Annotated in this window: 22 protein-coding genes, 1 tRNA gene and 1 pseudogene; 15 read left to right on the forward strand and 9 right to left on the reverse strand. The window is 66.7% G+C overall.

All coding sequences use genetic code 11. The annotated features are described in order from the left end of the window. Positions 1–7: 7 nt before the first annotated feature. Both rnpA and rpmH read right to left on the reverse strand, forming a co-directional pair. Positions 8–361 carry a ribonuclease P protein component gene (rnpA, locus tag AC5JDC_RS07920; protein WP_495840651.1) on the reverse strand — a complete coding sequence of 118 codons (354 nt, stop codon included), beginning with the start codon at positions 359–361 and terminating at the stop codon, positions 8–10. A 16-nt stretch (positions 362–377) separates the two neighbouring features. Further along, on the reverse strand, positions 378–512 hold the full coding sequence (rpmH, locus tag AC5JDC_RS07925; RefSeq protein ID WP_008833937.1) for a 50S ribosomal protein L34: 135 nt from the start codon (positions 510–512) through the stop codon (positions 378–380). A 311-nt stretch (positions 513–823) separates the two neighbouring features. Between rpmH and AC5JDC_RS07930 the strand changes: the two genes are divergently transcribed. Together AC5JDC_RS07930 and AC5JDC_RS07935 are read left to right on the forward strand one after the other, a co-directional pair. Then, a complete protein-coding gene (locus AC5JDC_RS07930) occupies positions 824–2,317 on the forward strand; it encodes a sensor histidine kinase (RefSeq protein WP_106772987.1) in 1,494 nt (497 codons plus the stop codon). 307 nt (positions 2,318–2,624) lie between these two features. Further along, positions 2,625–2,701: transfer RNA gene (locus AC5JDC_RS07935), tRNA-Arg, on the forward strand. A 153-nt stretch (positions 2,702–2,854) separates the two neighbouring features. On the opposite strand, the gene AC5JDC_RS07940 is transcribed toward AC5JDC_RS07935, so the two are convergent. Beyond that, the gene (locus tag AC5JDC_RS07940; protein WP_106772988.1) at positions 2,855–3,358 is read right to left on the reverse strand and encodes a cytochrome b; all 504 of its coding nucleotides are present in this window, start codon (positions 3,356–3,358) and stop codon (positions 2,855–2,857) included. Between the two features lie 229 nt (positions 3,359–3,587). Between AC5JDC_RS07940 and AC5JDC_RS07945 the strand changes: the two genes are divergently transcribed. The 7 genes from AC5JDC_RS07945 (at position 3,588) to AC5JDC_RS07975 (ending at position 11,972) form a co-directional block, all read left to right on the forward strand. Then, positions 3,588–4,286, forward strand: a complete 699-nt coding sequence (locus tag AC5JDC_RS07945; protein WP_495840655.1) for a gluconate 2-dehydrogenase subunit 3 family protein — start codon at positions 3,588–3,590, stop codon at positions 4,284–4,286. 39 nt (positions 4,287–4,325) lie between these two features. Next, entirely contained in the window at positions 4,326–6,086 is a 1,761-nt protein-coding gene (locus AC5JDC_RS07950) for a GMC family oxidoreductase (protein WP_495840657.1), read from the forward strand. A 2-nt stretch (positions 6,087–6,088) separates the two neighbouring features. Continuing rightward, positions 6,089–7,327: a c-type cytochrome gene (locus tag AC5JDC_RS07955; RefSeq protein WP_495840659.1), complete on the forward strand. Its 1,239-nt coding sequence runs from the start codon at positions 6,089–6,091 to the stop codon at positions 7,325–7,327. Between the two features lie 178 nt (positions 7,328–7,505). Further along, positions 7,506–8,429: a cytochrome c oxidase subunit II gene (gene coxB / locus AC5JDC_RS07960; protein ID WP_495840661.1), complete on the forward strand. Its 924-nt coding sequence runs from the start codon at positions 7,506–7,508 to the stop codon at positions 8,427–8,429. After that, the gene (gene ctaD / locus AC5JDC_RS07965; protein WP_495840663.1) at positions 8,426–10,933 is read left to right on the forward strand and encodes a cytochrome c oxidase subunit I; all 2,508 of its coding nucleotides are present in this window, start codon (positions 8,426–8,428) and stop codon (positions 10,931–10,933) included. The genes coxB and ctaD overlap by 4 nt, the downstream gene beginning before the upstream one ends. After that, complete coding sequence (locus AC5JDC_RS07970) at positions 10,933–11,316, forward strand: hypothetical protein (RefSeq protein WP_106772994.1); 384 nt, start codon at positions 10,933–10,935, stop codon at positions 11,314–11,316. The genes ctaD and AC5JDC_RS07970 overlap by 1 nt, the downstream gene beginning before the upstream one ends. After that, complete coding sequence (locus AC5JDC_RS07975; RefSeq protein ID WP_495840665.1) at positions 11,313–11,972, forward strand: cytochrome c oxidase assembly protein; 660 nt, start codon at positions 11,313–11,315, stop codon at positions 11,970–11,972. The genes AC5JDC_RS07970 and AC5JDC_RS07975 overlap by 4 nt, the downstream gene beginning before the upstream one ends. Positions 11,973–12,041: 69 nt before the next feature. Here the strand turns inward: AC5JDC_RS07975 and AC5JDC_RS07980 are convergent, their stop codons facing one another. Beyond that, a complete protein-coding gene (locus AC5JDC_RS07980; RefSeq protein WP_495840667.1) occupies positions 12,042–13,331 on the reverse strand; it encodes an NRAMP family divalent metal transporter in 1,290 nt (429 codons plus the stop codon). 332 nt (positions 13,332–13,663) lie between these two features. Here AC5JDC_RS07980 and AC5JDC_RS07985 point away from each other — a divergent pair, with 332 nt between their 5' ends. Both AC5JDC_RS07985 and AC5JDC_RS07990 read left to right on the forward strand, forming a co-directional pair. Continuing rightward, complete coding sequence (locus AC5JDC_RS07985) at positions 13,664–14,620, forward strand: MDR/zinc-dependent alcohol dehydrogenase-like family protein (protein ID WP_495840669.1); 957 nt, start codon at positions 13,664–13,666, stop codon at positions 14,618–14,620. Between the two features lie 23 nt (positions 14,621–14,643). Beyond that, positions 14,644–15,642, forward strand: coding sequence for a Gfo/Idh/MocA family protein (locus AC5JDC_RS07990; protein WP_495840734.1), 999 nt, complete (start codon positions 14,644–14,646; stop codon positions 15,640–15,642). 47 nt (positions 15,643–15,689) lie between these two features. Here AC5JDC_RS07990 and AC5JDC_RS07995 read toward each other — a convergent pair whose 3' ends face one another. The 3 genes and pseudogenes from AC5JDC_RS07995 to AC5JDC_RS08005 all read right to left on the reverse strand — a co-directional run bounded on the left by AC5JDC_RS07995 (position 15,690) and on the right by AC5JDC_RS08005 (position 19,420). Further along, complete coding sequence (locus AC5JDC_RS07995; protein WP_106772998.1) at positions 15,690–15,878, reverse strand: hypothetical protein; 189 nt, start codon at positions 15,876–15,878, stop codon at positions 15,690–15,692. Between the two features lie 64 nt (positions 15,879–15,942). After that, complete coding sequence (locus AC5JDC_RS08000) at positions 15,943–16,314, reverse strand: response regulator (RefSeq protein WP_495840672.1); 372 nt, start codon at positions 16,312–16,314, stop codon at positions 15,943–15,945. Between the two features lie 8 nt (positions 16,315–16,322). Further along, positions 16,323–19,420: pseudogene (locus AC5JDC_RS08005) on the reverse strand (CheR family methyltransferase). 302 nt (positions 19,421–19,722) lie between these two features. Between AC5JDC_RS08005 and AC5JDC_RS08010 the strand changes: the two are divergent. Then, on the forward strand, positions 19,723–20,304 hold the full coding sequence (locus AC5JDC_RS08010; RefSeq protein WP_495840674.1) for a response regulator: 582 nt from the start codon (positions 19,723–19,725) through the stop codon (positions 20,302–20,304). A gap of 190 nt (positions 20,305–20,494) precedes the next feature. After that, a complete protein-coding gene (locus AC5JDC_RS08015) occupies positions 20,495–21,064 on the forward strand; it encodes a sigma-70 family RNA polymerase sigma factor (RefSeq protein ID WP_495840736.1) in 570 nt (189 codons plus the stop codon). A 40-nt stretch (positions 21,065–21,104) separates the two neighbouring features. On the opposite strand, the gene AC5JDC_RS08020 is transcribed toward AC5JDC_RS08015, so the two are convergent. Both AC5JDC_RS08020 and AC5JDC_RS08025 read right to left on the reverse strand, forming a co-directional pair. Next, complete coding sequence (locus AC5JDC_RS08020) at positions 21,105–21,365, reverse strand: hypothetical protein (protein WP_495840676.1); 261 nt, start codon at positions 21,363–21,365, stop codon at positions 21,105–21,107. Between the two features lie 71 nt (positions 21,366–21,436). After that, complete coding sequence (locus tag AC5JDC_RS08025; protein WP_495840678.1) at positions 21,437–22,807, reverse strand: UDP-glucose dehydrogenase family protein; 1,371 nt, start codon at positions 22,805–22,807, stop codon at positions 21,437–21,439. 309 nt (positions 22,808–23,116) lie between these two features. On the opposite strand from AC5JDC_RS08025, the gene AC5JDC_RS08030 reads away from it, so the two are divergent. Both AC5JDC_RS08030 and AC5JDC_RS08035 read left to right on the forward strand, forming a co-directional pair. Next, positions 23,117–24,223, forward strand: a complete 1,107-nt coding sequence (locus AC5JDC_RS08030) for an NAD-dependent epimerase/dehydratase family protein (protein ID WP_495840680.1) — start codon at positions 23,117–23,119, stop codon at positions 24,221–24,223. Then, positions 24,220–25,287 carry an NAD-dependent epimerase/dehydratase family protein gene (locus tag AC5JDC_RS08035; RefSeq protein ID WP_495840682.1) on the forward strand — a complete coding sequence of 356 codons (1,068 nt, stop codon included), beginning with the start codon at positions 24,220–24,222 and terminating at the stop codon, positions 25,285–25,287. Before AC5JDC_RS08030 ends, AC5JDC_RS08035 begins: the two co-directional genes overlap by 4 nt. Positions 25,288–25,328 lie beyond the last annotated feature (41 nt).

Below are 25,328 nucleotides of genomic sequence, written 5' to 3' on the forward strand. Positions count from 1 at the left end.
CGGATACCTAGAGCCTTGCGCGGACGCGGCGCGCCAGTTCGGCGGCCAGATGGTCGAAGGGCGCGGCAAGCACATCCTCGCGCCCGACGATGACATAGTCGTGGCCGGGCGCCATGTCACGGGCGGCATGAGCGCGCACGGCCTCTTTCAGCCGCCGCCGCACCCGGTTGCGCACCACGGCGTTGCCCACCTTCTTGGTGACGGTGAAGCCGACGCGCGGCGGCGCTTCGTCGCCGCGCCTCAGCACTTCCAGCAGGAAAAGCCGCCCGCGGCGCTTTTCACCGCGCCGGACGGCCAGAAACTCCTCCCGCTTGCGCAGGCGCGCGGGGGCGACGGGCTGGGGGATGCCGGGAACCGGCAACGCGCCGGCCTCCCGTTCAGGCGGACAGGCGCTTGCGGCCACGGTTGCGGCGCGCGGCGACGACGCCACGCCCACCCTTGGTGGCCATGCGGGCGCGGAAACCATGGCGGCGCTTGCGGACGAGCTTGGACGGTTGATAGGTACGCTTCATTTGTTTTAATACCGCGGCGTGCGGCCCTTCTTGGTTCTGTCACCAGGTAACAGGAGCTTCGCCGGGCAGTTGCGGGACGCAGAAAGGCCTGCGTCGGACGCCGGGCCCGAGCGTGGCGGGCTTATAGGGGGTGCCCCCCGCCAAGTCAATCGCCGGGATCCCGCGTGTCCTTCGATAGGCCAATTTGGCAAACACGCTCCCGTCACCTATTCTAACGCAAGCGGCCCCGGTGCGGCCGCCGGCGCTGCGGCTCGACGCCTGCGCCGCCTGGAGCGGGAGGGCGGCGCGCCCTCGACTGGACGGACGGCCGCATGAGCGAGCTGGAGACGAAGCGGGAGGCCGGGGAGGCCCGGGCGGAGGCCGACAGGACGGTCCCGCTGGCGCGCGGCCTGTCGGCCAAGCTGCTGGTGCTCACCGCCTGCTTCGTGCTGATCGCCGAGATCCTCATCTTCTTTCCCTCGATCGCCAATTTCCGCCTGAACTGGCTGGAGGAGCGGCTGGGAACGGCCGCAGCCCTCTCCATCGTGCTGGTCGAGGAGGACGCCAACAGCCTGTCGCGGCAGATGCAGGACGAGGTTTTGATGGCGATCGGCGCCAAGGCGATCGCCGTGCGCGACGACGGGGTGTCGCGGCTGCTGGTGGTGGCCGAGATGCCGCCCGAGGTGGACGAGCACATCGACCTCGCCAATATCGGGCCGGTGCGGGCGATGGCGGGGGCGCTCGACACGCTGGTCGCCGGCGGCGGGCGCATGCTGCGCGTCTTCGGCAAGGTGGGCGACAGCGCCAAGGAGTTCGAGCTGGTCATCCCCGACAGCCGGCTGCGCATGGCGATGCTCGCCTATTCGCGCAACGTGGCGCTGCTGTCGCTGCTGATCTCGCTCATCACCGCGACCCTCGTCTTCTATGCCATCGACCGCATCATGATCGGGCCGATCCGCACCATGACGCGCTCCATGCTCGATTTCTCGCGCCGGCCCGACGATCCCGGCCACATCATCCGGCCGGAAAGCCGCGGCGACGAGATCGGCGTCGCCGAGCGCGAGCTGGCCGACATGCAGATCCGCCTGCAGAGGACGCTGGGCGAGCAGAAGCACCTCGCCGATCTCGGGCTCGCCGTCTCCAAGATCAACCACGACATGCGCAACATCCTGGCCTCGGCGCAGCTCATGTCCGACCGGCTGGGCACGGTGAAGGACCCGACCGTGCAGGCGCTGGCGCCGCGGCTGCTGCGCGCGCTCGACCGCGCCGTCTCCTATTCCGAGGGCGTGCTCGCTTATGGCCGCACCCAGGAGCCGGCGCCGGCGCGGCGGCGCCTGCGGCTGCGGCAGGTGGTGGACGACGTCCAGAGCCTGCTCGGCATCGAGCCCGAGAACGGCGTCGAGTTCGTCAACGGCGTCGATCCGACCTTCGAGGTCGACGCCGATTCCGAGCAGCTTTTCCGGGTGCTCACCAATCTGTGCCGCAACGCCGTCCAGGCGATGGCGTCCGAGACCGACGCCGCGGCGGTCAACCGGCTGAGCATCACCGCCGAAAGGCAGGGCAGCGTCAGCCGCATCCTCGTCGCCGACACCGGGCCCGGCCTGCCGCAGAAGGCGCGCGACAATCTGTTCGCGGCGTTTCGCGGCGCCGCCCGCAGCGGCGGCACGGGTCTGGGGCTCGCCATTGCCCAGGAGCTGGTGCGGGCGCATGGCGGCGCGCTGGAGCTCGTCGAGAGCCGCGGCGGGCGGACGGTGTTTGCCGTCACCATCCCCGACCAGCCGGTGCGGCTCGACGACGCACGCGGCGGCCTCAAGCGCCGCGCCTGACGGATCGCGGCGAGGCGACCATCGAAGCCGTGGCGGCGGCCGGGCGATCCGCCCTTCGCCGGAGCAAGCACCTTCACGAATTTCCGCGCAGCGCCGCCGCCTTCCTGACCGTGGACCGCTCATCGCGGGGCGGCGCGGCAAGATCGGCTTGCCGCGCCGCCCGAAAGGTTCCGGCTGATGCCGTCGTGCGTGTCGGCAAAAGTTTTGCGGGGCCGCTTGCTTTTCTCGCGGCCAGCCATTAGGGACTGTCTCGCTTGCGGGCCGGTCGGCGACCGGCTCCGCTGGCTGCATCATACGCAGCCTCTGCGCGCCCGTAGCTCAGCTGGATAGAGCACCAGACTACGAATCTGGGGGTCAGGAGTTCGAATCTCTTCGGGCGCGCCAATGTTCTTCAGAGATTTCATCCACTCTCGCAATCTGAAGTTGGAGACGCTGGCGATCGCTGGCTGAGCTTCGCCCAGCCGAACGCGAACGCACATGCGCGTCCATCGCCCGTAGCACCGCAGGCGCCTGGCCCCTCCTCCGCCGCCAGCATCGTCACGAGTGCTCCGGCCTGAACATGCGCATCAGCACGGTCGATCGCCGGACGAAATGCTGGAACAAGGCGCCGGCTATGTGGAGGGCGATGGCGACAAGCAGGATCGTCTGCAGCTTCTCATGCACGATGCCTGCCGTTTCCAGGCCGATGAACCAGGCGATGGCCCCCGTTATCGGCAGCGCCAGCAGGAGCAGGTAGATCAACCCGTGCACTGCCTCGGCGACGATTTGCAGCAGGCGCGGCTCGTCGGCTGGCGGCGCGGGCGCTCCTCGGGTGAACCGCAGATAGATGCGGGCCAGCGCCAGCAGCAGCACGAGCGACCCCGCGGCGATGTGCATGTATGTCAGCACGACCCGGCCCGCCGGCGGCGGCTCGTCGTTGAGGAACGCCCGCCAGGAGGCTTCCATGCCGTCATGGGCCAGGAACTGAAAGGCGACCAGGACGACGACGATCCAATGCAGCGCCACTTGCGGGCGCGAATAGCCGGTTATCTTTTTAGCCATTGCTCGCCTTCGACGCTTCTCCGGTCACGCTTCTCGTCACGGCTTTCCGCCGGGAGGGGCATCGTCCCGCCGCGGGCCAGGCCGGCCCCCCTGCGGCCGGGCCTTCATTGGAAATACCGGAAAATGCCATTCGTTCCGGAACCTTGTCGGCGTCGCGAGGTTACGCTCATCTCAAGACAGAGAGTGAGGACGTTTGGCGGGCACGCGGGTTTCGAGACGACGGATATTGGTGGCGGCGCTGCTTGGCAGCGCGCCTGTAATCGTTCCGAGCGCCCTGTCGAAAACCCTCTCAGGTTCCATTCCATGGATTGCCGGCACCTCGCCCGCGCCTCGCGGCTTCGACGGCCAGCGCTTCTTCACGGCCGCGGAGCGACGGTGCGTCGATGCGCTTGTGGCGAGGCTGATCCCGGCGGATGAGCTGGGGCCGGGGGCGCGGGAGGCCGGCGTCGTCGATTTCATCGACGACCAGCTCGCCGGGCCGTTCGGCCGCGGCGAGCGCTGGTATATGATGGGCCCGTTCGCCGACGGCCTCGAAACCCAGGGTTATCAAAGCGAGCAACCGCCGGCGGGTCTTTATCGCGCTGCTCTGGCCGAACTCGACGCCCACTGTCGGGCGCATTTCCAGGACCGCCTCTTCGCGGATCTGTCCGAGGCCGAGCAGGACGCCATCCTCGGTCGGATCGAGGACGAAGACCTCGAATTCGCGGGGGTATCGGCGTCCGCCTTCTTCGCCCTCCTGCAGGAAGCCACGATCGAGGGCTTCTTCTGCGATCCGGTCCACGGCGGCAACCGCGACATGATCGGCTGGCGGCTCGTCGGTTTCCCCGGCGCCCGCTACGACTACCGCGACTATCTCAACCACAACGGAGCGGCGATCTCGATCGAGCCCGTCGGCCTGTCGGGCCGGGCGGCATGGAACGTCGATTGACCCCACCCCCGCAAGGGTCGGCAGGCAGGAGGAAACAGGATGACGCGGAAGCTTCCGCCGGTAGACGTCGTGCTCGTCGGGTTCGGATGGACGGGCGCGATCCTGGCACAGGAGCTGACGCAGGACGGGCTTCAGGTGCTGGCCATAGAGCGGGGCGCCTGGCGCGACACGCCGAGCCACTTCCCCACCACGGTCGCCCAGGACGAGCTGCGCTGGTACTGGCGCAAGGAGATGTTCCAGTCCACGGCGCGCGAGACGCTGACCTTCCGCAACAGCCGCGGTGAGACGGCGCTGCCGATGCGGCGCTGGGGCTCCTTCCTGCCGGGCGAAGGCGTCGGCGGCGGAGGCGTCCACTGGAACGGCCAGACCTGGCGCTTCCTGCCCAGCGACTTCGTCGCCGCCAGCCACAATGCCGGGCGCTACGGGCCGCTCGGGGCGGAGATGACCGTCCAGGATTATGGCGTCACCTATGACGAGCTCGAGCCGCATTACGATCGGTTCGAGAAGCTGTGCGGCATCGGCGGCAGAGCGGGAAACCTGAACGGTGAAATCCGCGCGGGCGGAAACCCGTTCGAGGGGCCGCGCAGCGCCGAATACCCCAACCCGCCGATGCATATGACCTTTGCCCAGCACCGTTTCGAGGCCGCGACCGGGGAGCTTGGGCTGAAGCCCTTTCCCGGGCCGTCGGCCAACATGAGCCAGCCCTATGTGAACCCGCTCGGCTGCCAGCTCGCTCCCTGCACCTATTGCGGCTTCTGCGAGAAATATGGCTGCGGCAATTATTCCAAGGCCAGCGCGCAGACCACCATCCTGCCGGTCCTGATGCGCAAGCCGAACTTTTCCGTGAAGACCCACAACGAGGTGCTTCAGGTGAAGCTCGATTCGACCGGCCGTCGCGCCACCGGCGTCATCCATGTCGACCAGAACGGCGAGGAATACGAGCAGCCGGCGGACCTCGTCATCCTCTGCGCCTACCAGCTATCCAACACGCGGCTGATGATGCTGTCGGGAATCGGCGAGATCTACGACCCGGCCACCGGGGACGGACTGGTCGGCAAGAACTACTGCTACCAGGTGATGTCCGGCGCGGACGTGTTCTTCGACGACAAGTACACCAACGAGTTCGTCGGCGCCGGCGCGCTCGGCATGTGCGTCGACGACTACAACGGCGATAATTTCGACCATTCCGGGCTGGGCTTCATCGGCGGCGGCTACATCGCCTGCTGGACCACGCATTCCCGTCCGATCGAGCGGCAGCGCACGCCGGAAGGCACGCCTACCTGGGGTTCGGCCTGGAAGAAGGCGGTGGCGGAGAACTTTCTGAAGTCGACCAATGTCGGCGCGCATGGCGCCTCGATGGCCCATGCCGGCAACCATCTCGACCTCGATCCGACCTACACCGACGTCTACGGCCGCCCGCTGATGCGGATGACCTTCGACTTCACGGCCAATGACCGGGCGATGTCGGTCTTCCTGACGGAACGGGTGCGCGAGATCGCCGAGCGGATGGGCGGGCGCGAGATCAGGCTGAACCCGCGCGAGGGCCCCTACGACTCCATGCCCTACCAGACGACGCACAATACCGGCGGCACGATCATGGGCACCAACCCCTCCAACAGCGTCGTCAACCGCTACCTGCAGAGCTGGGACGTGCCCAACCTGTTCGTCATGGGTGCGGGCGTGTTCCCGCAGAACGCCGGCTACAATCCGACCGGCACCGTCGCCGCGCTCGCCTACTGGTCGGCCGACGCCATCCGCGCCCGCTATCTCCGCAACCCCGGCCCCCTGGTGCAGGCATGAGGATGGCCTGCTGTTCAGCCGCCGCCGTGCTCGCCGGCGCTCTCGTCGGCGAGCCGCTCCCGACGCGCGCCCAGGAGACCCTGTATCCGCAGGTCGAGCGCGGGCGCTACGCGCTCGTCACCGGCAATTGCCAGGGATGTCATACCGAGCCGGGCGACGAGCCCTTCGCCGGTGGCCGCGGACTGGAGACGCCGTTCGGTACGATCTACACGCCCAACATCACCTTCGAGCCGGAAACCGGCCTCGGACGCTGGTCGCGCGACGATTTCTGGCGCGCCATGCATGAGGGCATGGCGCCGGACGGGTCGCGCCTCTACCCCGCCTTTCCCTATCCGCATTTCGCCAGGATGCCGCGGGACGAGGTCGACGCCCTCTACGACTACCTGTCGACCCTGCCGCCCGTGAAGAAGAAGAAGCCGGACAACGAGCTGCCCTGGCCCCTGTCCTGGCGGGTGTCGCTGGCCGGCTGGCAATGGATGTTCTTCCGGCCCGAGCCGTTCCAGCCCGATCCGCGGAAGTCCGACCAGTGGAATCGCGGCGCCTATCTGGTCGAGGGGCCGGGACACTGCGCCGGCTGCCACACCGAGAAGAACCTGGCCGGGGCCGACAAGGAAGACCGGCACCTGATGGGCGGGCAGCTGGAGAACTGGGCGGCGCCCGACATACGCGGCGGAGCGAACGGCGGCCTGGCGCATTGGAGCGAGGACGACATTGTCGAGTTCCTGAAGACCGGCCGCAACGCCCATACGGCGGCGTTCTCGATCATGTCGGAGGTTATCGAGCTTTCGACGCAGCACATGGTCGACGAGGACCTGCGCGCCATCGCCGTCTACCTCAAGGATATGGAAGGCGAGGAGCGGGCCGCTCCGCCCGCGCCGGACCGGGCGGTGATGGAGGCCGGCGCGGCCATCTACTTCGACAATTGCAGCGCCTGCCACGTCTCGGACGGCTCCGGCGTGCCGCGTTTCTTCGCCCCGCTGGCCGGCTCCGGCAAGGTCAACAACGAGGACGCGACGACGGTGATCCGCGTCATCCTGGAGGGCGCCCGGGCGGTGCCGACCAAGGCGCACCCGACGCCGCTCACCATGCCGGCGTTCCACTGGAAACTGACCGACGCGCAGATCGCCGCCGTTGCCACCTATGTCCGGTCGAGTTGGGGCAACCATGGAGGCCCGGTCTCGGCGTCGGATGTCGCCGATCTCAGGAAGCGGCTCGCGGAAGGCCTCGGGCCGCAAGGATAGCGCGGGGCCGCGCGATGAACGAATGAACTGAACCTGCGGGGGGACCACGGAGTCGCGCATCAACAGCAACAGGCGCACAACAGACGGTTCGACGGTTCCCCCGTCCGCCCGGCGGGCGGGACTGCTGCGCGCCGTTGCCCTGCTGGCGGCTTGCCTCGTCGTCGCCTCTTGCGGCGGCGTGCAGTCGGCGCTCGACCCGGCCGGCGAGGAAGCAAGCCAGGTCGCGACGCTCTTCTGGGTGATGACCATCGGCGGGCTGGTCATCTGGGCCCTGGTCGTCCTCCTCTCGCTCTACGCGTCGCGCTGGAAGCGCGAGCCGATCTCCGAGCAGGCGGCTGCCCGGCTCATCCCCTGGGCCGGCGGCGTCTTGCCGGTGACGGTGCTGACGGCGCTTCTCGCCTACGCGCTGTGGCTGATGCCGTCGCTGCGCCCTTTCGCCGACCCCGACCGGGCCGGGCTGCGCGTCGAGGTCGTCGGCAGTCAGTTCTGGTGGCACGTCGCCTACCGCCGGCCCGACGGCACGAGCGTCTTCTCGGCCAACGAGATCAGGCTGCCGGTCGGCGAGCGCGTCGAGTTTTCGCTCACCAGCGCCGACATGATCCATTCCTTCTGGATTCCGGCGCTGGGCGGCAAGATGGACCTGATCCCCGGCCGCACCAACAGGCTGTCGCTGCTCGCCACCAAGGCCGGCACCTATCGCGGCCAGTGCGCCGAGTTCTGCGGCATCTCGCATGCGCATATGGCATTCCCGGCGATCGCCATGGAACCGGCGGATTTCGAGGCATGGCTCGCGGCGCGCAGCCGGCCGTCCGAGGGGCTTGGCGCCAACCAAGCCGGGCGCGGACTGTTCGAGCGCGAGCGTTGCGGCAGTTGCCATCGCGTCGACGGCACCCAGGCCCAGTCGACGACAGGTCCCGACCTCTCGCATGTCGGATCGCGGCTGACCATCGGCGCCGGACTTCTGGTGAATGACGTCGAAGCCCTGGAGCGCTTCATCGTGCATCCCGCGTCGCTGAAGCATGGAAGCCGGATGCCCGCCTATACGCATCTGTCGGCGGACGAACTCGCCCGCATCGCGGCATGGCTGAAGGGGCTGCAATGAGCGAGGTGGCGAGCCAGGAACGTGACAGGAAGGCGGAGGAGGAACAGCTTCGCGCGGTCTGGGAAAACCCGTCCGGATGGCGCTACTGGACCTCGGTCAACAACTACCAGATCGGTCTGTGGTACGGCGCCACCGCCTTCGCCTTCATGCTGTTCGCCGGCCTGCTTGCCCTGCTCGTGCGCGCCCAACTGGCCGTGCCCGAGAACGACCTGATCTCCCCTGATCTCTACAACCAGGCCTATACGCTGCACGGCACGGTGATGATGTTCCTGTTCGCCGTGCCGATCTTCGAGGCGGTCGCCATCTTCCTGCTGCCGCCGATGCTCGGGGCCCGCGAGATGCCGTTCCCGCGGCTCGGCGCCTTCGGCTTCTGGAGCTTCCTGATCGGCGGCGTCTTCGTCTGCGGCTCCATCTTCTTCGGCGCCGCGCCCTCCACCGGCTGGTTCATGTATCCGCCGCTGGCCACCTCCGAGCAGGCGGGTATCGGCGCCGATATCTGGCTGCTCGGCCTCTCCTTCATCGAGGTCGCCTCGCTCGCCGCGGCGGTCGAGTTGATCGTCGGCATCATGAAGTGCCGGGCGCCCGGGATGCGCGTCAATCTCATGCCGCTCTTCGCCTGGTACCTGCTGATCGTCGCTGGGATGATCGTCTTCGCCTTCCCGCCGCTGATCGCCGGCGACCTGCTGTTCGAGATGCAGCGTATGTTCGACTGGCCGTTCTTCGATGCCGCGCGCGGCGGCGATCCCCTCCTGTGGCAGCACCTGTTCTGGATCTTCGGGCATCCGGAGGTCTACATCATCTTCCTGCCGGCCATCGCCCTGCTCGCGATGATCGTGCCCACCTTCGCGGGTCGCCCGATCGTCGGCTATTCATGGATCGTGCTGGCGGCGGTCGGCACCGGCTTCCTCTCCTTCGGCCTGTGGGTCCACCACATGTTCGCGACCGGCCTGCCGCAGATCTCGTTGGCCTTCTTCTCGGCCGCCTCCGAGGCCGTGGCCATCCCGACCGCGGTACAGATCTTCGTCTTCATCGCGACCATGCTGGCCGGGCGGGTGATCTTCTCCACGCCCATGCTGTTCGCCATGGGCGGCATCGCCATCTTCGTCATGGGCGGCCTGACCGGCGTCATGGTGGCGCTGGCGCCGTTCGACTGGCAGGCGCACGACACCTATTTCATCGTCGCACACCTGCACTACGTGCTGATCGGCGGCATGCTGTTCCCGGTCTTTGCCGGCCTCTACTATTATTACCCGCTGATCGACGGGAAACACATGTCGGACCGGGTCGGCCGGTTCGCCTTCTGGATGATGTTCACCGGCTTCAACATCACCTTCTTCCCCATGCACATCACCGGGCTGCGCGGTATGCCGCGGCGCGTCTACACCTATCCCGCCGACATCGGCTGGGACTGGCTGAACCTCGTGTCCACAATGGGCGCGGTGGTGCTCGGCATCGGCATGTTCGCCGTCGTCGTCGACGTCACGCTGCACCGGCGCAACAAGCCGCGCGGCGAGCAGAACCCCTGGAACGCCGGGACGCTGGAATGGATCAGCGAGCCGGAGGAGAACTGGGGCGTCCGTTCGATCCCGCGCATCGAGAGCCGCTATCCGCTGTGGGACCAGAAGGACCTCGCCCGCGCGGTGAGGGCCGGCGAATGGTACCTGCCCGACGCCAGCGAAGGACGCCGCGAAACGCTGGTCACGTCGGTGCTCGATGCCGAGCCGGAACAGGTGCTGCGGGTCGGCGGCACCGCCTACGTGACGATCGTCAGCGCGGCGCTGCTCGGCACGGTCTTCGTCGCGCTCACCTTCAAGTGGTGGATCGTGTCGGGTCTTGCCGGCGTCGCCTTCGTCGCGGCGGTGCTGTGGTGGCTATGGACCGGCACCGGCGAGATTCCCGAGCAGGAGGAAAAGCACATCGGCCACGGCATCAGCCTGCCGCTTTATGCCTCGGGCGTGAAGTCCGCCGGCTGGTGGGCGATGTTCATCACCATGACCGGCGACGGCACCGCCTTCGCCAGCCTCGTCTTCGGCTACTTCTTCTTCTGGACGATCCATTCCGATTTCACCGGCGGGCTTGCCGGCCCCGGCGTCTTCTGGCCGCTCACCGCCCTTGGCCTCTTTGCGGCGGCCTGGGCGGCGACCGTCGGCGCACGCGAATTAAACAGGCGCGGCGGGGTGTTGCCTGCGCGGGCGCTGCTGGTCGCCGGAGCGCTGCTTTCCGCGGCCGGTTGCGGCGCCGCGCTGACCGGCCCGTGGGCGAGCGGCATGGACCCGACGACGCATGTCTATCCGGCGATCGTCTGGATCCTCCTCATCTGGGCGGCGGTGCATGGTGCGGTCGGCATCATCATGCTGGTCTATTGCCTGGCGCGCAGCCTTGCCGGACGGCTCACCCCGCGCCATGACATGGACCTGCACAATGTCGCTCTCTACTGGCACTTCATGCTGGTGACGGCGCTTGTCACGTTCGCGGTGGTCGGCCTTTTCCCGGAGGCGCTGTGATGTGGCACCTCCTGCCCAGGCAGCTCGAGACGCTGTGGACCCTGTTCACCGCCCCGGTCGTATGGGCACTGCATTTCCTGATCTGCTATGTCGGAGCGGCGATCTTCTGCGAGAAGCCCGGCTTCCTCGGCACGGATTTCGACAATCTGCGCGTCGCCATCGCGGTCGTCACCGCCTTGGCGCTGGCCATGATCGTCATGTCGGCGATGCTGGCCTGGCGGCAGTGGGGGTTCGGCACGGACGACCCGCCGCATGACGACCCCACCCGGCGCGACCGCACGCTGTTCCAGGGCTACGCGACGCTGCTTCTGTCGGGTCTCAGCTTCGTCGCGGTCATCTTCACCGCGCTTCCGGCGCTGTTCGTCACCGAGTGCCTGCGATGAAGCGTCTCGCGCTGCCGCTCGGCCTGCTCCTGCTCGCGCTGATCTGGCTGGGTCCGCTGCTCGGCGCATGGCGCGACTCCTTTGCCGCTCACATGCTCGCCCATATGGGCGTGATCGCGATCGCCGCGCCGCTCATCGCCATCGGCCTGCCCGCGAAGTGGCAGCCCGGCCCGAACATGCCGGCGGCGCTGCCGGTGTTGGCTTCGCTGTTCGAACTGGTCGCCGTCTGGGGCTGGCACGCCCCCGCCATGCGCGCCATGGCCGAAACCTCTTTGGCCGCGACGGCCGCGGAGCAGGCGACGTTCCTCCTTGCCGGCATCCTCCTGTGGTCCACCAGTTTCGCGGCGCCTGCCGAACGGACGCATGCGGCGGCAGGCGCCGGCGCGCTGCTCCTGACCTCGATGCACATGACCCTGCTCGGTGCCCTGCTGGCCCTCAGCCCCCGCCCGCTCTACGGAAGCGGCGAAGTCACCTGCTTCGGCATCGTTCTCGACGCCGGGCAGGACCAGCAGTTCGGCGGCGTCGTCATGCTGCTGGTCGGCGCGGTGGTCTACCTTGCGGGCGGCCTGTATCTCGTTAGCCGGCTTCTGGCCGACGCACCGAAGATGATCGAACGCTCAGACACCAGGCCGGACCTCGCCCGCGACCAGCGCTGATGCTGCCGTAAGCATGTCACCGCCAGTCGCCGCCAAAGGGCGTGCGAGCGGCCGGGCCCTGTCCACACCCTAGATGAACCAGGTCGCCACCAGGCCGATGGTCGCCGAGAAGATCGCGGCCGTCGTCACCCAGCCGAGGACGTTGGTGCCGATGCCGTTCACCTGGTCGCCCATGATGCGGCGGTTGTTCGTCATCAGCATGATGAGCAGAAGCAGCGGCGGCGTGGAGAAGCCTTGCACGATGCCCGACCAGACCAGGGCCTTCATCGGATTGAACCCGAGAAAATTCAGCGCCACCGCTATCGCCGTGAACATCCCGACGGCGATGTAGAATTTGGGTGCTTCCCCGGCCTTGGCATGCAGGCTCGCCTTCCAGCCGACAGCCTGGGCCAGGTCGTAGGCGGCGCCTGTGGTCATGACCGGGACCGCAAGGAAGCCGACCCCGATGATGCCGGCGGCAAAAAGCACGCTGGCGGCGGGACCCGCCAGCGGCCGCAGCGCCTCGGCCGCCTGGGCCGCGGTTTCGATCTCGTTCTGTCCCGCCTCGTAGAGCGTCGAGCCCGTCGACAGGATGATGAAATACATGACGAGGTTGGAAAAGGTCATGCCAAGCAGGATGTCCCTGCGGGAACGCCGCAACTCGCCCGCCGTCGCGCCCTTTCGCTCCTCCAGCGTCTTCCTTCCCTCGGCGATCTCCTCCTCCACCTCCTCGTTCGATTGCCAGGTGTAGAGATAGGCGGACAGGGTGGTGCCGATGATGGCGACGAGAATGGAGAGGAACTCGCGCGTGAATTCCACCTTCGGGATCAGCGTGCCGCTCAGCACGGCCCAGGGATCCGGCCTGGCAAGCAGCGCCGAGCCGACATAGGCGAGCAGCGCGAGGGCGAGCCATCGGAACACGTTGCGGATCAGCGTGTAGGAGCCGAATATCTGCAGGGCGAAGATGGCCATGGCGACCAGCACCACGATCGCGGGTATCGGCACCGGCACGAACATGTTGATCGCCGCCGCCATGCCGCCGAGATCCGCCGCCGCCTCGATCGTGTTGCCGATCAGCACGCCGATCAGGACCGCCCACAGCAGCCAGCGCGGATAAAAATCCCTGATGACATGGAACAGGCCGCGGCCCGACACCTGGCCGAGCTTGGACGACAGGTAGACCACGGTGAACATCATCGGCAGGGTCGCCGGCGCCGTCCACAGCAGGTCCGTGCCGAAACGCGCCCCGGCGCTGGCGTAGGTGCCGATCGCGGAGCAGTCGTCGTCCGCGGCGCCGGTGATCAGGCCCAGGCCGAGCGCCCGACCGATGCCGTCCTTGCCGCCTTTCGAAGCGGCATCGTCGCTCCTTGCGGGGTTCATCGCAACGCCGCTCCGCGCCGGGGTGGCGCGAGCATGGCACCATGCTCCGCCCCGACGGTCTCAAGCCGGCAATCGGGGCGGGATGGCTTCATGCGGCAGCCTCTGGTGAGCCATGCCAACCGCGCATCCGGCGGCTTGTTCCCCGGAAAACGTCAATGCCGGCCCCGGCCGCCGCCGCGGGAGCAGGAGGTGGAACATTCCTTCGGCTTGCCGGTTCTGGGCGTCCATGGCCCAGGGCCGCCTTGTGGCGTTTCGACAAGCTGACGGAGCATCCCTTGCCGCTTGAACTGCTGGAAAGGCCCGGGCAATTGCGTACAGCCCCCCGGCGAACGATGAAGGCGGCGGTCATCACCGCGCCGGGGAAGGCCGTGATGCGGGACATCCCGCTGCCAGAACCCGGCCTGGGCCAGATACGCGTGCGTCTCGAGGGCTGCGGCGTATGCGCCTCCAACGTCACGCCCTGGCAGGGCCCCGAATGGATGACCTATCCGACCGAACCCGGCGCGCTCGGGCATGAAGGCTGGGGCGTGGTCGATGCCCTGGCGCCGGACGTGAGCACCCTCGCCGTCGGCGATCGCGTCGCCACGCTCTTCACCCACAGCTATGCCGAATACGACGTCGGCGCGGCCGACGCGGTGGTGAAGCTGCCGCCGTTCCTCGACGGGCGGGCTTTCCCCGGCGAGCCGCTCGGCTGCGCCATGAACATTCTGCGCCGCAGCGACATCCAGGCCGGCCAGCATGTCGCGATCGTCGGCATCGGCTTTCTCGGCGCCCTGCTGACGCGGCTTGCCGCCCAGGCGGGGGCGAGCGTCATTGCCGTCTCCCGGCGCAGGTCGTCGCTCGACCTCGCGACGCGGATGAAGGCCGCCGAAACGGTGGCGATGGAAGACTACGGCGCCGTCGTCGCCCGGGTCCGCGACATCACCGCGGGCCGGCTTTGCGATCGCGTTATCGAGGCGACGGGCAAGCAGTGGCCGCTCGACCTCGCCGGGGAGTTGGTCCGCGAGGGCGGCCGGCTGGTCGTCGCCGGCTATCACCAGGACGGTCCGAGGACGGTCGACATGCAGCAATGGAACTGGAAGGGCATCGACGTCATCAACGCGCATGAGCGCGACCCCGGAATGTACATCCGCGGCATCGGGGAGGCCATCGAAGCGGTCGCGGCCGGCATCCTGTCGCCGGAACCGCTCTACACGCATCGCTATCCGCTCGCGCGGCTGGGCGAAGCCCTGGACGTCACGCGCGACCACCCGGAGGGCTTCGTCAAGGCCCTGGTGATGATGTCGTGACCGGCGCGCGCGCAGCGGCTCGGATGGCGATGGCCCGGCCGCGTCTCGGCTTCCTCGGGGTGGGATGGATCGGCCGGAACCGGATGGAAGCGGTCCTGGATGCCGGCCTCGGCGAAGCCTGCGCGATCTGCGACACCTCTGCCGAAATGGCGGCGGCCGCGCGCGACCTTGCCCCGAATGCGGCCGCGGTCGACACGCTGGAAGCCCTTCTGGACACCGGCCCGGACGGCGTGCTGATCGCGACGCCCAGCGCGCTTCACGCCCAGCAATCGATCCGGGCGCTCGAATCCGGTGTGGCCGTCTTCTGCCAGAAGCCGCTCGGGCGGGACGCCCGCGAAGTCGCCGCGGTGCTCGACGCGGCCCGCCGCGCCGACCGCCTGATCGCCGTCGATCTCTCCTACCGCCACACCAGGGCGATGCAGGCCGTCCGCGATCGCATAGGCAGCATCGGCGCCGTGTTCGCCGCCGACCTCGTCTTCCACAATGCCTACGGCCCCGACAAGCCGTGGTTCTACGACCCGGAACTGTCGGGCGGAGGCTGCGTGATGGATCTGGGCGTCCATCTCGTCGATCTTTTGCTGTGGACGCTCGATTTTCCGGCGGTCGACACGGTTTCGGCCGATCTTTTTGCCGGCGGAAGCCGGATTTCCGGAAAAACCGACGTAGTCGAAGACTATGCGGTCGTCACGCTCGGGCTTGAAGGCGGCGCGACCGCGCGGCTGGCCTGCTCCTGGCGGCTCCATGCCGGCTGCGAAGCAGTGATCTCGGCGACGTTTTACGGGACCGAGGGCACGCTTGTCTTTTCCAATGTCGGCGGCTCGTTCTACGACTTCGTCGCCGAGCTTCGGCGGGGAACGCGGAGCGAGACCCTGCTGTCGCCGCCGGACGCCTGGGGCGGTCGGGCCGCCGTGGACTGGGCGGAGCGGCTGGCGGCAGGCTGCGGCTTCGATGCCGAGGCCGAACGGCTGATTCAGGTATCGGAAGTGCTCGACCGCGTCTACGCATCGGCGCGGAAGTCATGAACCGCCGGTGTTTAGGCTTGCGTCGGGAGTTGGGCCGCGGCCGGGCGTCAATCGAGCTGCTGCAGCATGCGCGCTTCCTGCGAGAGGATATGGACGACCTCCTCGCGCGAAAGATGGGTCAGCATCAGGCTGATGCAGCATTCGAGATAGGTGATCGAAGCGCGCCTCAGGAATGCGGCGGTCTGCGCGGCGGCGATTTCCTCTATCTCTTCGGTCGAGCGCTTCGGCCTGGACATGACGCTGCTCCCTGGCTGTCAGGCCAAAACCATGAGCGGCGGCATTTGTTCCTGCGCGCCGCAGTCACAAGCCTGGGGCGCCTGCCTCGCCAACCGCAGGCAGAATGTTGAGGAGAAGGTGGTTGCCGACTGGCTTTTGCAACATCTTCACGCCGGAAAAACGCAGGGGGAGAGACCCTTCGGCATATCCCGTCAGGAAAGCGAACGGCACGCCTTTGCCGGTTAATGAGTCCGCGATGGCGTAACTCGTCTCGTTGTTGAGCTGCACGTCCAGCAGGGCGAAATCGATCTTTTCGCGATCGGCGATGACGAGCGCTTCGCGGACGGAAGGCACACAGGCGACGACGTCGTGGCCGGCCCGCCTGAGCGCATAGGCTAGATCTTCTGCGATCAGCCATTCGTCATCGACGATCAGGATACGGAGACGAACGGCCATTTGCATCCCTATGGATCGGTCGGAAACGCTAGTCTTACCTCTAAACCCTTGGGATCGAATAAGGTTTCCGTGCTGCCGCCGAGGCGGTACTCGATTTCGCCATGGACGAGCGAAAGGCCGAAACCCTTTTCCTTGAGCGGCCCGACCGGCGGACCGTCGATTTCGCGCCAGTTCAGGTGAAACCGCCCATCCTCTACCGACCAGCGAACCTCGACCCTGCCATCCGTCATGCTCAGCGCGCCGTATTTCGCGGCGTTGGTCGCGAGTTCGTGGATCACCATGCCGAGCGACAGACCCTGCTGCGGCTTCAACTTGACCGTCTGCCCGGACAGCGCGAAGCGTTCGGTGCCGAAGGGTTCGGCTTCCTGGCCGACGATCTGCTCGACCGAGGCGTTGGTCCAGTTTTCACGCGACAGCACGGCATAGGCACGCGACATCGCATGCACCCGTCCAAGCAGCGCCTCGGCGAACTCTTCCTTGGTCGATGAGGTCTCTATCGTCTGGTTGACGATGCTGGTGACGACAGCGAGCATGTTCTTGACGCGATGGTTGAGCTCCGAGATCAGCACCTTCTGATGCTCCTCCGCCTCGGCGAGCAGGGTCACGTCGACAAGCGTCACTACGACGCCCTGCGGACGCGCCGCCTGGTCGCGGTAGGGGATGAGCCGCACGAGGTAGTATCTCCCCTGCCGGTCCCGCGCCAATCTGTGCGTAATCGGCTCCCCGGTATCGAAGACGGACTGGATGTCCGCGTGCATGCCGGGATAGTCCAGTTCGTTCGACAACTCGGTCAGCGGCCTTCCTATGTCCGACGGCCGCAGGTTGAAGAAGGACGAAGCCGCCGGCGTGAACGTCCTGATCATCAGGTTGCGGTCGAGGAAGATGGTCGCGATCTGGGTGCTCTCGAAAAGATGTCGGAGGTCGCTGTTCGCCCGGTCGAGCTCCTCTATCTTGCCGGTGAGCTCGACGTTGATCGTGTTGAGCTCCTCGTTGAGCGACTGCATCTCCTCCTTCGACGCTTCGAGCTCCTCGTTCGTCGATTGCGCCTCCTCGTTGACCGACACCAGTTCCTCGTTGGAGGATTTGACCTCCTCCAGCGCCGTCTCGTATTCCTCGATCGTCGATTGCAGGCGCTCCCTGGTGTCGCGCAGCTCGCGTTCGAGGTCGGCCGCTCCATCCGCGTACCGGCCATCGCCATCCGTTTCGGCGCGGTCGCGCCGCTGGGCCATCGCCTCGAACAGCACGAGATAGAGCGGTTCGCCGTTGCCGCGCTCGGCAATCGGCTCGACGGTGATCCTTGCCGTCTCCACATGGTCGTCCGTATCGTCGACCACCACGTTTTCGCGCGTGACCATCCGGCGCGTCGTGATGGCCTCGCGCAGGGCGGCGCGCAGTTCGAGCCGCAGTCCGCGCCGTGCCATGGTGAGCAGCTGCCGGCTGGGGGCGCCCTGCGGCGGCTCCAGGTACCGGCCGGTCCTCGCCGAATAATATACGACGTCGCCTTCCGAGTTGACGACGACATGCGGCGGCGAAAACCGCTCGAGCACGTGCGACTCGACCGCCTGGCGCAGGGGATAGCCGGACAGGCCGCGCTTGGCGTCGCTTGCTTCGTTCGCGGCGGCCGGGTTGCGCCCTTCGCCGATCAGAAGCGGAAGGCGCGCGGCCGGCGATACATGCTCGCGCGCCTGGAAGATGCGCTGCTTCTTGTCGACGGTGACGAAGAGATCGCCGTGCTGGCCGATGCTTTCCGACGTGCCGAGGAAAAGATATCCGCCGGGCTTCAGCGAATAGTGGAAGATCGGGACGACCCGGTTCTGGATGTCGGGACCGAAATAGATCAGCAGGTTGCGGCACGAGACCATGTCCATGCGGGAGAATGGCGGGTCCTTGATGACGCTGTGGGGCGAGAAGATGCAGAGTTCGCGCACCTCGTTGGTCAGCACGTAGGCTTCCCCTTCGACTTGAAGAAGCGCTCCTTGCGCTCCGGCGACAGACCTTCCATCAACCCCGCCGGGTATCGAGCGGCGCGGGCCACCGACAGCGCCGGCTCGTCGATATCGGTGGCGAATATCTGGACTTTCGGGACGACCGAAAGCGTTTCCATGTATTCGCGCATCAGGATGCCGATCGAGAAAACCTCCTCGCCGGTGGCGCAGCCAGGAATCCAGATCCGCACGGAGTCGGTCGCGTTCTTGTCCGCGAAGAGTTTCGGGATAACGATCTCCTCGAGCAGCTTGAACGCCTCCGGATCGCGGAAGAAGTTCGTCACATTGATCAGCAGATCCCGGAAAAGGTTCATGACCTCCCCGGGGTCTTCGCTCAGGCGCTCGATATAGGCGGAGAGGGAGGTTATCTGGCTGACCTGCATGCGGCGCCTCACCCGCCGCAGGAACGTCTTGGTCTTGTAGCCGGAGAAGTCGTGCCCGGAATGGCCGCGCAGGATTTGGTAGATTTCGTCGCGGGCGCTTTCGAGCTCCGCCGCCTCCCGCTTGCCGTTGGCCTCGACGACATCATCGAGAACGACAAAACTGTCGGCAAACGCCAGCAGCTTCTCACCCATCTCGTCGGCGGGGACGGCGATGTCGATCAATCCGCTGGAGATAGCGCTCTGCGGCATGTCCGGATTGCGCGGTCCGGACTCGTCGGCGGTCTGGGCGATGGTCAGGCCGCCGCGTTCCTTGATCGCCTTGGCGCCAAGGGTGCCGTCCCCGTCTCCACCGGAAAGAATGACGCCGACCGCGTACTCCCCCTGGTCGGCTGCCAGGGAGCTGAAAAAAATGTCGATCGGCTTGCGTTCGCGGTTCAGCGCATTCGGCCGACGCATGCGCAGCCGGCCCTTCTCGAGAGTGAGGACCGCGTTGTGCGGCATCACATAGACGCTGCCCGCCTCGACCGGCATATCGTCGTCGGCAACGGCGACCGGCATGTCGGTGTAGCGCCCGACGACCTCATGCAAGAGGCTCTCTCTCTCCGGGCTGAGATGGGTGACGATGACAAAGGCCATGCCGGCTTCGCCCGGCAGACCCCTGAAGAACCCTTCCATGGCGGGAATGCCGCCGGCTGAGGCGCCGACGCCGACGATCGGAAATTTCTCTTTGCCGGCCATGGACCTCTCCCTGCCTGCAGGCGCCCGAGCGGAGAGCCACATGTCAACTTTATGCCTGCGCGGACCGGCAGGCCAGAGGACAACGGGCGGCCGGGCGAAAAGGCTCCGGAACTTTCCTCCCCGGATTCGCATTGGCTTTGGTGCAGCCAATTGGTGACGAACCACGCCGCGATCGAAGTTCGACGACAACGATCGGCGCCGGCGGCTGCGACGAGGAATGCAACAGAACTCTCCTGTCGCCCGCCGGGGCGGCAGGCCTGCTTTTGCAAGTTCGCCAACACAAGCCGTGGCGGAGGAAGACGATGCAGACGCTCAGCGGAGTGCGAATATTGATCGTCGAGGACGAGTATTCCGTCGCCGACGACCTCGCCCGTTTCTTCACCAAGATGGGGGCGACGATCCTCGGGCCGGCGCCCGATCTGGAACGGGCGCTGCAATATACGGAATGCGCCGATGCGGCCATCCTCGACATAAACCTCCACGGCGTCGCGGTCTTTCCCGTCGCCGACAGGCTGATGGAGCGGGAGATCCCTTTCGTGTTCTTCAGCGGCTACGAAGAAGACATCGTTCCCAGCCGCTTGCGTCACGTCTGCAACTTCACCAAGCCGGCTCCCCGTCACAGCCTCTTCGAGGCGCTGTTTCCCGAAGGCAGGCCGGAAGTCCCGCGAGACGACCCCGACGATATCGTCGTCCTTCTGCCCAAGCTGAGACTTGCCGCCCGCCTCATGCTGACCGACGAGAACGCCGCCGACCGCCTTGTCGAACGCACCTTGAAAGACGCGATCCGGACGGTCGACAGGCGCCCGGGCCATTGCTCGGCGGAAGATTGGCTGAACGGCCTGCTGCGGGAAGCAGCCATGGATGGGGCCGAATTCCTCAACTGACGTTCGGCCGGCCGGCTACCGCGGCGTTTGTTTGCCGGGCAACGCAATGCTTCAGTCGGCCGATCCATCGGACAGGATTTCGGACGGCATATCGGCCTGAGCGCGGATTCACGCTCTGCTGGAACCTCGCCGCGCCCCGCGCATTGCAGGTTTGAACCTTCGCTTCCGACCGGGAAAACCTCTCTTGAAGATCTCATCCTCCAGCGCCACTCGCGACGATGCCTCGATCGTCGACCTGATACCGGCATTGCGGGCATTCGCGCGGACGTTCTACCGAAATCCGACCGATGCCGACGATCTGGTTCAGGATACCCTGGTCAAGGCGCTGAACAGCTTCGACAGCTTCGAGCCCGGCACCCGCATGAAATCGTGGATGTTCACGATCATGCGCAACACCTTCTACACGCGCGTCAAGGTCTACAGCCGCGAGGCACCCGGCGCGGCGGATTGCGTCGCCGTCCGCCCGGCCGTCGAGGCCAGCCAGGAATGGTCGGTCAAAAGCCGCGAGGTCAAGGAAGCCATCGACCGCCTGCCTCCCCATCACCGCGAGGTGCTGGTGCTGATCGGCGTGCTCGGCGTGTCCTACGAAGAGACGGCCCAGATCTGCGGCTGCGCCATGGGCACGGTCAAGAGCCGGCTCAACCGGGCAAGGCTGCACATCTTGGCGGAACTGGGAGAAGCATCAGCCCAGTCGCTGGTCGAATCGGGACCGAAATTCACCTCCGCCCGATATGAGGCGGATGCGACGCGGCCGCGCTAACGCGCAATCCGCCCTTCAGAATCATGCGTCCGAGCGAAACTCAGTTTGGGTTCTTTTGCTGTTTCCTCAGCATCAATTGCTGCTGAAGCTCGATCGCGAGCTTGAGAAGCCGCTCTGGCGTCTCCTCCTCGGCAATGTCTTCCAGGAGCTCCGCCAGCCGGCTTTCGGGGGAAAGCGGGTCGAGGTTTATGCCTGCTGGCACTTCAGGGCGTCTGGCCAAAAGGCGAATCTCGGTTGCAATACGTACTTTAATTTGGCTGCGCCGCCCGGCAATTGCAAGAACCGCTTGTTGGTCGTGCACACCGGAACCAGTCTTTGCTGATAGCGAGCGGCGGAGCCAAGCCGGCTCGCCGGCGGATGCCGCACGCGCCGTCAGGACGGCAGCCGCAAGCTCCTATGGGGGCCCTGGCTGCGGGCTGCTCCCGCCGAAACCTGCTTGATCGCCCGCGGCACACCGCCCCTGCCGAGACTGAGATAGCGAAATCCGTGCCGCGGCATTTCCTGCGGCTCCAGCAAATTGCGGCAGTCGAAGAGGATGCGGTTGCGCATGCTCAGCGCGAGTCGCGCCAGGTCCAGCGATCTGAACGCCTCCCACTCGGTCAAGATGAGCCCGAGATCGACGTTTTCCAGCGCCGCATAGGGATCGTCGTGCCAGGCGACGGAAGGCAGCAGGGCGGCGGCCTTCGTCTGGGCCCAGGGATCGAAGGCGCGCACCGACACGCCGGCCTGCTGCACGATGGCGAGCGCCGCCGATTCGCGCACGTCGTCGGTGTTTGCCTTGAACGCCACCCCGAGGATGCCGACGGTCGGATTGCCGATGTCGGACAGTTCCCGCAGCACCCGTTCGGCGATGCCCCGCTTGCGCTTCTCGTTCCGCACGATGAGCGTCTCGACCAGTGGCTGTGGCGCCTTGTGCCGCCGTCCCGTCGCGGCGAAAGCCTCGGTATCCTTGGGAAAACAGGAACCTCCATAGCCCGGTCCTGGCGCCAGGAAGCTCGAGCCGATCCGCCGGTCGAGACCGATGCCCTGCGCCACGGCCGAGATGTCGCCTTCGATTTGTTCGCACAGGTCGGCGACGTCGTTGATGAAGCCGATCTTTAGCGCCAGAAAGGCGTTCGCCGCATATTTGATGAGCTCGGCATTGGTGGTCCCGGTCTCCACAAGCGGTATTCCGTCCCGCAGGAGCGGCTGGTAGAGCTGGATCAGCCTCTGGGCGGCGTCGTGATCGTCGGCGCCGATGACGATGCGGTCGGGGCGCAGGAAGTCCGCCACGGCACTGCCTTCGCGCAGGAATTCCGGGTTCGACGTGACCCAGAAATCGAGCGCTCCGCGCTCCGAGGCGATGATTTCGCGAACCTCGCGCGCCGTGCCGACCACGACCGTGGATTTCAGCGTGACCACCGTCTTCGGCGCGATCGCCGGAGCGATCTGGCGCGCCGCGTTGCGGACGAAAGAAAGGTCCGCCTCGCCCTCGGCTCCCTTGGGCGTGCCGACGGCTATCATGACGATGTCGCGCTCGGCCACTGCATTGGCCAGGTCGCAGGTGAAATGCAGCCTGCCGCGGGTCATATGCCGCGACGCCATCTCGGCGACACCGCTCTCTGCAAAAGGCAGGATGCCACGACGCAATTGCGCGATCCGGTTTCCGTCGATGTCCGCGCAAACCACGTCATGTCCCAGCTCGGCCAGGCACACCCCCGTTGTCAGGCCGACATAGCCCGTTCCGATCATAGCTACCCGCATCGTCTCACTCTTCCGGTTGCAGAACCGGCGGCCTAACCGGCCTTGCGAAGGTATGTTCCTTTTGCGGACCGTGTTTCACGCACGCTGCGGCAAGGCGTCGGCGCCCGGCCGCACACCTCCGGGCCGGCTGCCGGCCGCTGTGTTCGGTTTCCGCGGCATCCTGTTTTCCCTGGCCCTTGGATTGCGGACGCCGGCCGCGCGGCCGCCGGCTTGCCTCCACGGGTCGCTTCCACATGAAATCCGAAAGGAACAAACCTGCAATGCGGCGGTTCGGACGCCGCAACCGTTGTCCCAACCGCAGGAGGACATGTGCAACGCATACTGGTGACCGGCGGCGGCGGCTTCATCGGCCGCCATGTGACGCAGGAACTGATCGGCCGGAACTATGAGGTTCGCATCCTGGATTCTCTCATCGAGCAGGTCCATGGCGCGGACGTGATAGAGGTGCCGGATGGCGCCGAGCTGATCAGGGGCGACGTCAGGGACCCCGCGATCGTTGCCGAAGCCCTGCACGGCGTCGACGCCGTCATCCATCTTGCCGCCGAGGTCGGCGTCGGCCAGTCGATGTACGAGATCGCCCGCTATGTCGGCGCGAACGACCTCGGCACCGCCGTGCTGCTAGAAGCCATGATCAAGCGGCCGGTGCGCCGCATCGTCGTCGCGTCCTCGATGAGCGTCTATGGCGAAGGCTTGTACAGGACCGCCGACGGCAGGCATGTCGGAAATGTCCGGCGCGACCTCGCCCGCGTCAAGGCCGGGCTCTGGGATCCTGTATCGGATGGCGGCGAGGCTCTCGCTCCGGTGGCGACCGACGAGCGGAAGCCCGTCGATCTCGCCTCCATCTACGCGCTGACCAAATACGCGCAGGAGCGCGCCGTGATGATCTTCGGCGAGGTCTATGGCGTCGATGCCGTCGCCCTGCGGCTGTTCAATGTCTTCGGTCCGGGCCAGGCCTTGTCCAACCCCTATACCGGCGTGCTCGCCAATTTCGCCTCGCGCCTCGCCAACGGCCAGCGGCCGATGGTGTTCGAGGACGGTCGGCAGAAGAGGGATTTCGTCCACGTGCGCGACGTGGCGCGCGCATTCCGTCTCGCCCTGGAGAGTCCTCGGGCGGGCGGGCATGTCGTCAACATCGGCAGCGGCCGCGACTACGCCATAGCTCAGGTCGCCTCGATGCTCGCGGATGCGATGGGCGTTGCGGATCTCGAGCCGGAAATCCTCGCCAAGGCGCGTTCAGGCGACATTCGCAACTGCTTCGCCGACATCGGCAAGGCGCGCGAGCTTCTCGGGTACGAGCCGCGGCACTGGCTGGAGGATTCGCTCGACGAAATCGTGCGCTGGGTGCGCGGCAGCGTCGCGCTCGACCGCGGCGCCGAGATGAAGCGCGAGCTCGAATCCATGGGTCTCGTTTCATGAGACGGCCGCCAAGAAACGCCCCGATCGCCGTCATCGGCGGCTGCGGGTTCATCGGTTCCAACCTTGCCGACAGTCTTCTGTCCGGCGGCGAGGCCGTCACTGTCCTCGACAATCTCAGCCGGGCCGGCGTCGAGCAGAACCTTTCCTGGCTGCGCCAGCGCCACGACGGCAGGCTGACGGCGAGGATCGCCGATGTGCGCGACTGCGGTTCGCTGGCGGCGACCGTCGCCGAGGCGAAGGCCGTATTCCATCTGGCGGCGCAGACGGCCGTGACCACCAGCCTGGTCGATCCGGTCGATGATTTCGAAGTCAACGCCCGCGGCACCCTCAACGTGCTGGAGGCCGTTCGCGAGACTGGGCGCGACATCCCCGTCATCTTCGCCAGCACCAACAAGGTCTACGGCTCGCTTTCCGATCTCGGAATGACCGATGTCGACGGCCGCGACATGCCCGCCGACGCGACGCTGCGCAGCCATGGCATCGACGAGAACAGGCCGCTCGACTTCAGCACCCCTTACGGCTGCTCCAAGGGCGTTGCCGACCAGTATGTGCTCGACTATGCGAAGTCCTACGGCCTGTCGACCGCCGTCCTGCGCATGAGCTGCATCTACGGCCCGCGCCAGTTCGGCACCGAGGACCAGGGCTGGGTCGCGCATTTCCTGATCCGCGCCCTGAACCGGCAGCCGATAACCATTTTCGGCAACGGCCATCAGGTCCGCGACATCCTCCATGTCTCGGATGCGGTCGCCGCCTACCGGACGCTGCTCGCCGGCATCGGCCGCTTCCGCGGCAAGGCCTTCAATCTCGGCGGCGGCACGGCCAACGCGGTCAGCCTCACCATGGTGCTCGACCACATATCCCGCATCGTTGGGCGCCGGGTGGAGGTCACGCACGACGCGCCGCGCATCGGCGACCAGCGCTATTTCGTCGCCGACACGCGCCGGCTGGAGATCGCGCTCGGATGGCGGGCGGCCATCGGCTGGCGCGACGGGGTCGAAGACCTCGCCACCTGGCTGCAACGCAACCGTCCCGGCGAGGCGATGCCGGAAAGATTTGTCGCATGAGACCAGACCACCGGGGGCGGCTCTCACACGGGGCGGAGAAC

The organism is Kumtagia sp., assembly GCF_059502445.1.